Raw genomic sequence first — 12475 nt, forward strand, 5'->3', positions numbered from 1 at the left:
GGCCTCACCGCTCCTCATTCCGTTCCGCGAGGAGGTCCGCCTCCCGGCGCCGGAGCGCCTCGAGCGCCGCCCGAAGCGTCTCGCGGTCGATCAGGCCGGCCTGAAAAAGCTCCCGCAGCTCCTCCCGCATCAGTTCGATCTCCCCGAGGGGATCGCCGGTGTAGAAGATCGCTCCGAACCGCCGGAGGAGCGCCCGGACGTCCGCGGCGGTCTCAAGGCGCCTCATCCCGAACCCTCCCGGCGGACGGCCCGGCCCCTTCGCCTCCTCCAGCCCCGGGCTCCGGGGCCTCGGCCGCCGGCCGGCCTTTTTCCGGGACGGTGATCCGGCCGGAGCGAAGGTGGCGGCTCACGGCGGCGACGAGCGTCTGGACGTCGATCGGCTTCGTCAGGTAGTCGTCAAAGCCGGCGGCGTACGCCTCCCGAATCTCCCGATCGGTGGCGAAGGCCGACAGCGCCACGATCGGGACGCCGTCAAACGCCGGCGTCGACCGAAGCGCCCGAGCGATCGCGAGGCCGTCCATCTCGGGCAGGTGGATGTCGAGGAGGATGAGGTCGTACATCTCCGCCTCCAGGCGGGCGAGGGCCGTCTCTCCGTCCGGCGCCACCTCGACGGCGTGCCCTTCCGCCGCCAGAACGTCGCTGAAAAGAAGCGCGTTCGTCTCATTGTCCTCGACGATGAGGATCCGCGCCACGGCCGTTCCCCCCTTCCCACTGCGTCTCGATCGCCCGGGCGATCGCCTCCACCTCCGGCGGCACGATCGCCTTCGCCCACCGAAGGAGGCGGGCCTTTTCCGCCAGCGTAAGCGGCCGCCGCGTCGCGAGCACGATCCGATGCCCCGCCTCGGCAAGCGCCTGCACCGGCCGGACGGCCGCCTCCGGATCCACCGGCGCGCCGTCGGCCAAACCGTCCTCAGCTCCGGGCGCCACGGCGTCCTCGTCCCGGTCCAGGCCGAGAACGAACACCGCCGGCGCCTCCGCGGCCGGAGGCGAAAGAAGCGCCGCCGTCACCTCGACCGCATGGCCCGCTGCTTCGAACCGGCGGACGAGCGCTTCGGCGACGAGCGGGGGGAGGCCGGCAAGGATGAGGCGCCTCCGCGGCGCCGGTCGGTCGGCCGACCGGGGTGCCTCCGGCGCCTTCCGCGGCACCTCACACGGCCCGTCCGGCAAAACGACCGTAAAGCGGGACCCTTTGCCCGGCGCGCTTTCGACGGTAATCCGGCCGCCGTGGAGCTCCACCAGCCGCTTGGTGAGGCTTAAGCCGAGGCCGGTTCCTTCGTACCGCCGGCCGATCGCCGGCTCTTCCTGGACAAACGGAAGAAAAATCCGCTCCAGCGCTTCCGGCCGGATGCCGATCCCCGTGTCGATCACGTCGACGGCGAGGGCGTCCTCCTCGTCCCGGACGACGACCGTCACCGAGCCGCCGGCCGGCGTGAATTTGACCGCGTTGGAAAGCAGGTTGAACATCACCTGCCGCATCCGCACCGGGTCGAAGCAAAAGCGCCTCCGGCGGGTGTTGAGCCGAAGCCCGAGGGTGACACCGCCTTTTTCCGCCCGGGCCGTGACAACGTCGAGCGCCTCCCGGAAAAACGGCTCCAGCTCGACCTCCTCCCGGATGAGGTCCATCGCCCCCGCCTCCGCTTTGGAGAGGTCGAGGAGGTCGTTGATGAGCGTCAGAAGATGTCGGCCGCTCGAGAGAATCCGACGGAGGTAGGCCTTTTGCTTCTCCGTGAGCGCTCCGGCCCGCTCGTCCAGAAGAAGCTCGGAAAACCCGATGATCCCGCCGAGGGGCGTCCGAAGCTCGTGGGAGATCATGGCGAGAAATTCCGATTTCGCCCGGTCGGCCGCCTTCGCCCGGGCGCTTTCTTCGGCGAGGTAGGCGTTCGCCGTTCGGAGCGCTTCGACGAGCTGCCGGAGCCGCTCGCCCATGGCGTCGAAGGCGTCGGCCAGCACGCCGAACTCGTCCCGCCGGCCGAGACCGATCCGGACGTCGAAGGCGCCCTGTTCGAGCCGCGCCGCCGCCTCCCGGAGCCGGTCAACCGGCCGCTGGATCGTCCGAAAAAGGACGACGCCGGCGACGACGGCGAGGGCGAGCTGGGCGCTCCAGAGTACGGCGAGCGCCACCGCCGAGCGGCGGGCGTCGGCCGCCGTTTCGACGACGAGGCGCTGGATCTCCGCCTCCTTGTCCCGACTGAACGCCTCCAGCCGGGCGAGGAGCTTCCTCGCCTCTTTCTCCGCATCCGTAAGCAGCGTCTCCCAGGCGTCTTCAAAGTTGCCGAGCTCGTAGACCGGGATGACCCGGTTTCGGAGGATAAAATCAAACGACCGCTGATCGTAAAAAAAAGCGACGAGCGCCGCCCGCTCGCTGCCCCGGGTCGCCGCAAAGAGCGCCCGCTCCAGGTCGTGCACCCGGGCCGCCGACGCTTCAAATGCCTCCCGGTACGTCCGATCTCCGGTGGCGATGTAGCTCGTCACGTCGTGGAGGCGGGCATAGACGGTGTTTTTGTACTCCATCTCCCAGAACCAGACGTGCTCCGCCTCCAGCACCCGATCGTACGCCTGCCAGACCTTGAGCGCCAGGACGACGGAGACGGCCGTCGACAAAAGCGCTCCGCTGGCCACGGTGCCGAGGGTGACGACGAGTTTCCCCGCCAGGGGAAGATCGTACCAGCGGCGAAAAAGCCGCCGACCCCATCCCCTCACGACGCCCTCCGGCCCCCTGCGTCCAGGTCCGCCTCCGTGAGCTTTCCGGTCCGAAGCGCCTCATAGAGCCGCTCCACCGCTTCTGCCACCGGCTTCGGCACCATCGGCCCGAACCCCGAAAGCCGTTCGTAGCCGTTTTTGACGTCGAGCACCTGGCCCCTGAGCGCGTCGAGCGTGCCGTCCCTCGCCCGGAGGAAGATCTCGGTATAAAGCCGTCGGACGTCCTGGGTCACGCTCGTGATGACCGCGTTGCGGGCGATAAACGATTGATCTATGATGAAGCCGACCGCATAGCGACCGTGCCGCCGCGCAACGTCGATGACATCGATGCTGAACCCGTCGCCGGCCGGAAAGAGCACGTCGGCCCCCTGCCGGATGAGGGCTTCTGCCGCCGCCCGCCCCGCCGGCCGGTCGCCCCAGCTCCCGACGGACCGGGCGAGGACGACCGTCTCCGGCCGCGCGTACCGGGCGCCGGCCCGAAAACCGTCGACTTCCGGGAGGTCCGGATAGGCGCTGACAATGCCGACGATCCCCGTGCGGGACATGAGCGCCGCCGCCGCGCCGGCGAGAATGCCCATCGTCCGGCCGGAAAAGTGGACCGACACGACGTTCGCCTCGGCGGCCGGGCCGTTGATCGAGACAAACTGCACGTCCGGATGGTGCGGCGCCGTCGCCTCGATCACCGGGCCGAAGACCGCCCCGTGGCCGATGAGGAGCGTCCGACCCTCCGCGATGAAGCGCTCGAGGGCCGAGGCAATTTTTTCCGGCGTCGCGGCGTTGTGAAACTCCACGAACGCCACATCGGCCCCGTAATGCCGCTCCAGCGCTTGAAGCGCGGCGTACGCTTCCGAGTCCCACCCCTGATCGTAGATCGCCCCTTCGATGAGGACGCCGACCCGCGGCGCCCGATCCGCCGGCCGCTCCGCCGAATCGCTTCCGCCGTCCGCCCGACGGTTCGCATCGTCAAGGGCGAACCCGGCGGCCCACGCGAAAAGCCCCAGAGCGACCGCCGCCAGCGCCCAGAAGGCCGCCCGACCGTCCGTCGATCCGCGCCTGAACATCCCGCCGTTCGCCTGCCTTGTTCATCATCCGGTCTTTATTGTAGCATGGGGGGCCGGCCCGTTGCGCGATTCGGACCATGAACTTCTGCACGACGCCGTTTTTACTCGCCCGGACGCCGCGCCGGAGCGCCCGAGGTCCGACCGTCCCGCCGGCGCCGGAGACGATGCCGCTTCTTTCCGTCCTTCTGGGGCGGGCCGGACGCCGGACCGCCCGCCCCGCTGGGCGGCGGTCATCCGCCTGCCGGACCCGGGTGACCCGCCCGGATCGGCCGATCCCTTCGGCCGGCTGGCGGAAGTCGCGGAAGCATACGGCCTGCCCGGCCGTTGGACGGTGCTCTCGCCCCGGGAGGGGCGGTTTGTCTTTTCGACGCCCTGGCTGGCCGGCGCCGGCGAGGCCGGCGAAGCCCTACGGGGGCTCGTCGACGCCTGGACGCAGGAAGCCCATCTCCGGGTTTCCGTCGCCTTTGACGGCCCCTTCCCCCATGGAGGTCCCGACGGCGCAAAAGCGGCGTTCGCCGCCGAAGAGAGCGACGCTTTTCAAAGGACCTCGGCTTCCGGAAGCCGGCACGCCGCCGGGGACCTTTTCGCCTTCGGGGCGGGCGAAGCGGAAGCCGTGCCGTGGCTTCGGGCCGCCGCCCGGCTCGTCGCTCCCGGAACGGCAGACCCCTGGCTCCGAAAGCTTCCCGACCTCCTCATCCCCGGCCTCGGCCCGGCGCCCGGCGCCGCGCCGAATGCTCCCAAGGAAGGGCGCCTTCGTCGGCGCGGCGAGGAGGCGCCGCCGGCGAAGGCCCGGCCGGCCGCCCGATCCGAAGGGAGAACGGTCTTAGGCCTCTCCGCCGCCCTCCGGCGTCGGCCGCCGGCCGGTTGGCCGGACGAGCTCTGGGCGACCGTCCGGGCGCTTTGGGCCGAGCACCTGAGCGTCTCCCGGGCCGCCCGGCGCCTCGGCCTGCACCGGAACACCCTCCTCTACCGGATCGAGCGCATCCGGCAGTCGTCCGACCTCGACCCCCGGCGCTTCGACGACGCCGTCGCCCTTTTCTTCATCGATCGGCTCCTTTTCCCCGACCGGCCCTTCTCCCCGTTGTGCAGCCTGCCCATGGCTTGGGCCACCGATCGCCGGTAGAGTCAGAGTAGGCGGACGCCGCCCGGCGGGCCGGGCGAGCCGAATTCAAGGCGAAAGGAGCGGGAAGATGGCCAGCGTCGTCCTGAAAAACGTCACGAAGCGCTACCCGAACGGCTTCGTCGCGGTCAAAAACGTGAGCCTCACCATCGAGGACGGTGAATTCGTCGTCCTCGTCGGCCCGTCCGGCTGCGGCAAGTCGACGACGCTCCGCATGATCGCGGGGCTCGAGGACATCACCGAAGGGGAGCTTTACATCGGCGACCGGCTCGTCAACGACGTCCCGCCGAAAGACCGGGACATCGCGATGGTGTTTCAAAACTACGCCCTCTACCCCCACATGACCGTCTATGACAACATGGCCTTCGGCCTGAAGCTTCGCAAGGTGCCGAAAGACGAAATCCGCCGCCGGGTCCACGAGGCGGCCCGCATCCTCGCCATCGAGCACCTCCTCGACCGAAAGCCGAAGGCCCTCTCCGGCGGCCAGCGGCAGCGGGTCGCCCTCGGCCGGGCGATCGTCCGGGAACCGCAAGTCTTCCTCATGGACGAGCCCTTGTCCAACCTCGACGCGAAGCTCCGGGTGCAGATGCGGGCGGAGATCATCAAGCTTCACGAACGGATCGGCGCGACGACGATCTACGTCACCCACGACCAGACCGAGGCGATGACGATGGGCGACCGGATCGTCGTCATGAAAGACGGCGTCATCCAGCAGGTGAGCACGCCCGAAGCGGTGTACCACCGACCGGTCAACCTCTTCGTCGCCGGCTTCATCGGCTCCCCGGCGATGAACTTCCTCCGCGGGACGCTGGAAGACACCGGCGGCATCCTCCGCTTCCAGGCGCCCAACCTTTCGCTCGCCGTGCCGGAGCCGGACGCCGCCGTCCTCCGGGAGCGGGGCTACGCCGGGCGACCGATCATCCTCGGCATCCGGCCTCAGGACATCATCGATCGGGGACCGGAAGGGCTCACCTTCTCCGGCACCGTCACCGTCGTGGAGAACATGGGCTCGGAAAAGTACCTCTACATCGCCGTCGACGAGGCGACGGAAATCGTCGCCCGGGTCGACGCCTCGCTCCGGGTGACGCCCCACGAGCGGGTGACCCTCGGCTTCCACCCCGAAAAGCTCCACTTTTTCGACCCGGAGACGGAGCTCGCCGTCCGCCCCCCGGCCGAACGTTCGGCGACCGTCGCGTAAGCGATCGGCGCGGCCGAACGACCGGCGCCCGCCGCGCAGACGATCAGCGCAGCCAAACGACCGGCGCCCGCCGCATCGGCGATCGGCACGGCCGAACGACCGGCGCCCGCCACATCGGCGATCGGCACGGCCGAACGACCGGCGCCCGCCGCATCGGCGATCGGCAAGGCCGAACGACCGGCGCCCGCCGCATCGGCGATCGGCGCTTCCGGCCGAAGCGGGCGCCGATCGGCTGCTCCGGCCGATCGCGTCGAAGCGGCCCGCCGAGCGACCGCCGCGCCGACCGCGCCGAAGCGGCCTCTGTTCCGCAACCCCATTCCATCCGCTTCCGGTCCGAACCGTCGCCCCGCCCTTAAGCCTCCGACCGGCCTTCCGGCCGGCCGGAGTTTTTTTTCGTTTGAGATTTGAATAGGCTTCCTTTTTTGCGCTTCTTTCCGGGTCGGCCGGCCTTGCGCCGGGGAAGACTAATTAATATAATTCTAATGTGGAATCCATCCTAAAGAAGATCCCCCCCGGAGGTTTGGACGATGATCGAAGCGAAAGATGTAGATCGGGCCGCCGGCTGCGCCTGCCGGCCGAAGGCCGAGGCGACCGACCGCGGCGCGGGGGGCCGGGCCGGATGGTGGGCGGCATACGGCGAGCTCGTCCTCGCCCTCGTAAGCGGCGCCCTCACCGCCGCGGCCTGGGCGCTTCAAGCCTTCGGCGCCGGCGCCGAAGCGGTCGTGCCGCTTTTTCTCCTCGCCTACGCCGTCGGCGGCTACCACAAAGCGCGGGAGGGGCTTTCCCTCCTCTTCCGTCAGAAAAAACTCGGCGTCGACGTGCTCATGATCCTCGCCGCCGCCGCGGCGGCGGCCACCGGCTACTGGACGGAAGGGGCCGTCCTCATCTTCATCTTCGCCATGAGCGGCGCCCTCGAGACGATGACCCTCGCCCGAAGCCGCCGGGACCTCTCCCGGCTCCTTTCGCTCCAGCCGAAGACGGCGACGCGGCTCGTGGACGGCCGGGAAGAGATCGTCCCGATCGACGCCCTTGACGTCGACGACGTCGTCCTCGTCCGGCCCGGGGAGACGGTGCCGATCGACGGCGTCGTCCTCGAGGGCACCTCGAGCGTGAACCAGGCGGCGATCACCGGAGAGTCGGTCCCGGTGGACAAGGCGCCCGGCGATGCCGTCTACGCCGGGACGCAAAACACCCACGGCGCCCTCAAGATCCGCGTCACCCAGCGGGCGGAAGGGACGCTCTTTGCGAAGATCGTCCGGCTCGTCCGGGAAGCGGAAGAGAGCATGCCGCCGACCCAGCGGTTCATCGACCGGGTGGAAGGGGCCTACGTCTACGGCGTCCTCGTCGTGACGATCCTGCTCATCGTCGCGCTCCCGACCGTCTTTCACCTCAGCTGGACGGCCGCCCTTTACAAAGCGATCGTCTTTATGGTCGTCGCCTCGCCGTGTGCCGTCGTCGCTTCGATTACGCCGGCGATCCTCGCCGCCATGTCGAACGGCGCCCGAAACGGCCTGCTCTTAAAAGGCGGCGCGTATCTCGAGTACCTCGGCCGGGCGAAGGTCGTCGCCTTCGACAAGACCGGCACGATCACCGCCGGCCGGCACGAGGTCACCGACGTCCTCGTCGCCGACGACGTCGACCGGCGGGAATGGCTGAGCCGGGTCGCCTCCGCCGAGCGCCTTTCGGAACACCCGATCGCCCGGGCGATCGTCGCCTACGCCGAGCGGGAGGGCGTGCCGCTTTTCGACGTCGACAACCTGGAAGCCCACGCCGGCCTTGGCGTCACCGTCCGCCTTGGAGAGCGCGTCCTCAGGATCGGAAGCGTCGTCTGGATCGGGCTTCCGGACGACCACCCGTGGCGGGCGGCGATCCGGGATATGGAAAAAGAAGGAAAAACATTCGCCCTCGTCGAGGAAGACGGGCGCCTGACCGGCCTCATCGCCCTGCGAGACGTCATCCGGCCCGAAGCGAAGGAGGCGATCGCGGCCCTCCGGGCGATGGGCGTCCGGGTCGCGATGCTCACCGGCGACCACCGGACGCCGGCGGAGGCGATCGCCCGGGAGGTCGGCATCGATCTCGTCTACGCCGAACTCCTCCCGGACGACAAGGCCCGCATCGTCGACGAGCTCCGGAGGAAACACGGCACCGTCGTCATGGTCGGCGACGGCATCAACGATGCTCCCGCCCTCGCCCGGGCGTCGGTCGGCGTGGCGATGGGCGCCGCCGGGAGCGACATCGCCCTCGAGACGGCCGACGTCGTGCTCATGAACGACCAGCTGGCCAAGCTCGTCCACGCCGTCCGGCTCGGCCGGCGGACGGAGCGGATCATCAAGCAAAACCTCACCTTTGCCGCCGGCGTGATTGTGCTCCTCATCGCGGTGAACTTCGGCGCCGCGCTCCCTCTTCCGCTCGGCGTCGTTGGCCACGAAGGATCGACGATTCTGGTCATCTTAAACGCCCTCCGGCTCCTCCGCGGCTAGCCCGACGACGGGGAGCGGAGGGACCGGCCGTCCTCGCGAACGCGTCGGCCACGTCCTCGCCAATCCATCGGCCCGTCCGATCGGACGGGCGTTTTTTTCTCGGCCTCCGACGGGCGCCTGGACGGCGCTTTTGCCTCGACCCGGAGACTGATACAATGAGGGACGACAATCGCATACCTCATCCGCCGGCCGGTGCCTTTTTCCGGCGGTGTCGAGGGCGCGTTTTCCGCGAAGGGCCTGCCGGCGGCGCGGTCGAAGCCAACCCGCGTTATCAAAACTTTCCCGGGGGGGATGCGCCATCCGTGAACCGTATCCGCTCGAGCCGCACGTCGGGCGTCTGAACACGCTGGTGGGCTTCTTCGTCGCCGTCGTCATCGTCGCCAACACGACGGCGTCGAAGATCGCCGATTTCGGCGTCACGTACGCGACGGTGGCGATCTTGTTTTATCCAATCAGCTTCGTCATCGCCGATACGATCGCCGAAGTGTGGGGCAAGCCCGCCGCCCGCCGGACGATCTGGACCGGCCTCGGCGTCAACTTCGCCGTCTCCGTCATGTACGCCATCGCGGTGCTGATGCCGGCGGCACCGTTTTACGCCGACCAGGACGCCTATGCCCGAGTCCTCGGCGGCGTGCCCCGGATCGCGCTGGCGTCGATGACGGCCTACGCCGTCTCGCAGCATCTCGACGTGACGATCTTCCTTACCTTACGGGCGCTCACCCGCGGGCGTCATCTGTGGCTTCGGAACAACGCGGCGATCCTCACGAGCCAGCTCATCGACACGACCCTCTTTACGTTCGTCGCCTTCTACGGGGTGTACCCGACCGCCGCCCTGTGGCAGATCATCGGCACCGAATACGCGATCAAGGCGACGCTCGCCGTCTTCGGCACACCGTTTACGTATCTTCTCGTCGCCTGGGCCAGGAGGGATGACCGTGGACCCGTCGCCGTTCCGCGCGCTCGGTAAAAAGAGCGCCGTCCCCACGACCTACGACCCGTCGGTCCTGGAGCGGTTCGAAAACGCCTTCCCCGATCGGGACATGTTCGTCAAGTTCAACGCGCCGGAGTTTACGACCCTCTGCCCGGTGACCGGCCAGCCGGATTTTGCAACGCTTTATATCTCGTATGTGCCGGACCGGTGGCTCGTCGAGAGCAAATCGCTCAAACTGTATCTTTTCAGCTTCCGGAACCACGGCGCCTTTCACGAATCGGTCGTGAACGTCATCCGGGACGATCTCGTCCGCCTGCTCGAGCCGAAGTACCTGGAGATCTGGGGCAAGTTCCTCCCCCGCGGCGGCCTGTCCATCGATCCGTACGTCAACTACGGCAAGCCGGGGACGCCCTGGGAAGAAGTGGCGAAAAAGCGCCTTTACGAGCACGACATGTACCCCGAAAAAGTCGACAACCGTTGACCTCCTCCCCGGAATGAATTCCGGGGATGAAGCCGGCGGGTTCTGTAACGGCACCCACGAAAAAAGCCCGGGATCGATCCCGGGCTTTTTTCGGCCGCTCGAACGGCTTCGGCGGCGCCCGGCGCCTTTTTCGGGCGCTCGCCTGCCGATCATCGCCGGTCGGCGACCGAAGGGGCCGCTTCGGAGCGAAAGGCGCCCGAGGAAGACGGCGACGGACGGGAAGGCTCCGAAGTTTCTCCTTCGCCCGACTGAAGCAATCCGGCCAGCTCGCTCAGTCGTTCGCCGAGGACGGCGACCTGTTCGATCGTGCGGCTCAGGTCGTCTGCCATCGTCTTCAGGTTCGTCATCGCCGCCTCGACATCGGCCGATGCCGCCTTTTGCTTTTCGGCGACGTCGACGATCTCACCGAACGCCGATGCCGTCGTCCGCAGGCTTTCGGCGAGCTCGACGAAGACGGCTTCCGACTTTTGGGCAGCTTCGTCCATCGCGGCGGAAAGGGCCTTGGTCTTTTCGATCATCGCCCGCACTTCGCCGAGGGACTGCTTCGTCTGTTCGGCGAGCTTCCGCACTTCGCCGGCGACGACGGCAAAGCCCCGGCCCGCCTCTCCCGCCCGGGCCGCCTCGATGGCGGCATTGAGGGCAAGGAGGTTCGTCTGCTCGGCGACGTTGCGGACGATCGCCACGACTTCATCGATGCGCCGGGAAAGGTCGACCAGCGCTTTCGTCCGGTCGCGGAGATCGGCCAACGTCATTTGCATGCTTTCCAGACGCCCGGCGTTTTCCTCGATCGCCCGCCGGCCATAACCGGATTGCTCCAAGGCACGGCCGCTTAACGTCGTCGTCTCCTCGCTTTTTTTCCAGGCGATCGACTGGGCCTCGGCCAACGTTCGCATGGCGACGTTCGCCTCTTCGGCGCTTGCCGCAAGCTCGTGGGCCACGTCGAACAGTTCGGCCGCGAGGGCCTCCCGCCGGGCCGCTTCCGCCTGCTGGGCCGCCAGCCGGCGGCCGGCGTTGTAGAGGGTGAGCACCACCTGCATCTCAAAGTTAAAGAGCCGATCGATCGCCTGAATCAAGGCGGCGACCTCGTCCGAGCCGATGTCCCGCCGCCGGAGCAGGAGGGCCGGCGCTACGCGCCGGTGAGCTGTCGGGCCGTCTCGTTCAGCCGCTCCGCCTCCGCGGCGACGCCGCCGGACGCCTGGGCAATGTCCTCGAGCATCGCTTCAAACCGCCGGAGCGTCGCCTCGAGCTCCGTCGTCCGGGCCGACTGCCTGTCCGCCCGATCGGCGAGGTCTTTTAAGTCGTCGGCGACCGATCGCAGGCTCGCATCGCCGTCGGCGATGCGGCTTTCGGTCGCCTCCGTGAGCGACTGCATCGCGGCGATGTGCGCCTTCGTCGTCTCGATGAGCTCGGTGACGCTCGCAAGCTGCGCTTTCGTCTGATCGGCGAGCTTTTTGATCTCTCCGGCGACGACGCTAAAGCCCCGGCCGGCTTCCCCGGCCCGGGCCGCTTCGATGGCGGCATTGAGCGCGAGAAGATTCGTCTGCTCGGCGACGCCGCGGATGAGCTGGACGACGCCGTCGATCCGCTCGGAGATGGACATCAGTTCATTGGCCCGGTCGGCGAGGTCGCCGAAGGCCACGGCCGCCGCCTGAAGGTGCCGTCCGTGGGCCTCCAGCGCTTCCACGCCGCCCCGGGCGTGTCCGGCAACGAGGGTGCCGAGCGCCGCCGTCTCCTCCCCGACGGCCAGGAGGTTCGCCCCTTCTTCTTTGAGCGCCTGGAGGGAAGCGCTCGTCTCTTCGGCGAGGGCGAGGAGATGCTCCGAAAGCTCGTTCAGCCGTTTGGCGATCGCCCGCTTCTCGCGGAGCGTCGCTTCCTGCAGGGTCTCCCGGTCCCGGTCGTAGCGTTCGATGACGAGCTGCATCTCGAGGTTGAACAGCTTGGCAAACGCCAGCGTTGCCCGATCGGCTTCGGCCGCTTCCCGAACGGGATCGCCCGCCAGCGCCGCCTGGATTTCGCTCAGCAACACTTGAAACGAAGCCAGATACCACGGGCTCGGAAGACCGATCCGGACGTGCGCCTGGGCGATCGCCTGACGGCGGGCGAGATAGGCGTCGTCGATCACGCCGGCGAGCATCTCTTCCAGGTGCCGGTGGAGCGTCCGCTTGAGCGCGTCCACCCCCCGGTGGGTTTCGATGATCCGGCGAAGCTCCGGCACCGCCAGGAGGCGATCGTAGAACGCCTCGACGATCGCCGGAAGCTTCGGTCGAATCCGGGGTGCCGCCGCCCGGACGGCGGCGAGGTCGGCCTCCCCCAGGCCGATCAGCTGAAGCCGCATCCGCACCGTCTCATCCGCAATCCGGATGCCTTCCCCGCCGTCCCGGTCGCCCCGGCTTTCCGGATCCCCCACACGTTCGGACCGGGCGGAAGCGCGGTCGGCCGAAGGCCGGGCCCCGGTTATCCTCACGAGGTGCCGAAAAAAACGCCGATCGAGCAACGCGATATCC

At 68.4% G+C, this 12475-nt stretch carries 11 protein-coding genes; 5 read left to right on the forward strand and 6 right to left on the reverse strand.

Going from position 1 to position 12475, the window contains the following annotated elements; translation table 11 throughout:
- Window positions 1-4: 4 nt before the first annotated feature.
- Genes K2M58_RS09440 through K2M58_RS12700 form a run of 4 tightly spaced genes read right to left on the reverse strand, consistent with a single transcriptional unit; the run spans window position 5 to window position 3761 of the window.
- The gene (locus K2M58_RS09440; protein WP_220677344.1) at window positions 5-226 is read right to left on the reverse strand and encodes a YqgQ family protein; all 222 of its coding nucleotides are present in this window, start codon (window positions 224-226) and stop codon (window positions 5-7) included.
- Window positions 213-692, reverse strand: a complete 480-nt coding sequence (locus K2M58_RS09445; protein ID WP_220677345.1) for a response regulator — start codon at window positions 690-692, stop codon at window positions 213-215. The genes K2M58_RS09440 and K2M58_RS09445 overlap by 14 nt, the downstream gene beginning before the upstream one ends.
- Complete coding sequence (locus K2M58_RS09450) at window positions 661-2700, reverse strand: sensor histidine kinase (protein ID WP_220677346.1); 2040 nt, start codon at window positions 2698-2700, stop codon at window positions 661-663. The genes K2M58_RS09445 and K2M58_RS09450 overlap by 32 nt, the downstream gene beginning before the upstream one ends.
- Window positions 2697-3761 (reverse strand): BMP family ABC transporter substrate-binding protein, encoded by a 1065-nt coding sequence (locus tag K2M58_RS12700; protein ID WP_252393444.1) that lies wholly within the window; start codon window positions 3759-3761, stop codon window positions 2697-2699. The genes K2M58_RS09450 and K2M58_RS12700 overlap by 4 nt, the downstream gene beginning before the upstream one ends.
- Window positions 3762-3822: 61 nt before the next feature.
- Here K2M58_RS12700 and K2M58_RS09455 point away from each other — a divergent pair, with 61 nt between their 5' ends.
- The 5 genes from K2M58_RS09455 to queF all read left to right on the forward strand — a co-directional run bounded on the left by K2M58_RS09455 (window position 3823) and on the right by queF (window position 9971).
- Window positions 3823-4884 (forward strand): helix-turn-helix domain-containing protein, encoded by a 1062-nt coding sequence (locus tag K2M58_RS09455; RefSeq protein WP_252393445.1) that lies wholly within the window; start codon window positions 3823-3825, stop codon window positions 4882-4884.
- Between the two features lie 67 nt (window positions 4885-4951).
- Window positions 4952-6079, forward strand: a complete 1128-nt coding sequence (gene ugpC / locus K2M58_RS09460) for an ABC transporter ATP-binding protein (RefSeq protein WP_220677348.1) — start codon at window positions 4952-4954, stop codon at window positions 6077-6079.
- Window positions 6080-6606: 527 nt separating this feature from the next.
- Entirely contained in the window at window positions 6607-8559 is a 1953-nt protein-coding gene (locus tag K2M58_RS09465) for a heavy metal translocating P-type ATPase (protein ID WP_220677349.1), read from the forward strand.
- A 349-nt stretch (window positions 8560-8908) separates the two neighbouring features.
- Complete coding sequence (locus K2M58_RS09470) at window positions 8909-9526, forward strand: queuosine precursor transporter (protein WP_252393446.1); 618 nt, start codon at window positions 8909-8911, stop codon at window positions 9524-9526.
- The gene (queF, locus tag K2M58_RS09475; RefSeq protein ID WP_252393447.1) at window positions 9495-9971 is read left to right on the forward strand and encodes a preQ(1) synthase; all 477 of its coding nucleotides are present in this window, start codon (window positions 9495-9497) and stop codon (window positions 9969-9971) included. The genes K2M58_RS09470 and queF overlap by 32 nt, the downstream gene beginning before the upstream one ends.
- Before the next feature lie 149 nt (window positions 9972-10120).
- Here the strand turns inward: queF and K2M58_RS09480 are convergent, their stop codons facing one another.
- On the reverse strand, window positions 10121-11044 hold the full coding sequence (locus K2M58_RS09480; protein WP_220677351.1) for a methyl-accepting chemotaxis protein: 924 nt from the start codon (window positions 11042-11044) through the stop codon (window positions 10121-10123).
- A 53-nt stretch (window positions 11045-11097) separates the two neighbouring features.
- A complete protein-coding gene (locus tag K2M58_RS09485; RefSeq protein ID WP_220677352.1) occupies window positions 11098-12306 on the reverse strand; it encodes a globin-coupled sensor protein in 1209 nt (402 codons plus the stop codon).
- Between the last annotated feature and the right edge of the window lie 169 nt (window positions 12307-12475).

Origin of the sequence: Hydrogenibacillus sp. N12, from assembly GCF_019645935.1 — a bacterium.
Lineage (GTDB): Bacteria > Bacillota > Bacilli > Thermicanales > DSM-22653 > Hydrogenibacillus > Hydrogenibacillus schlegelii.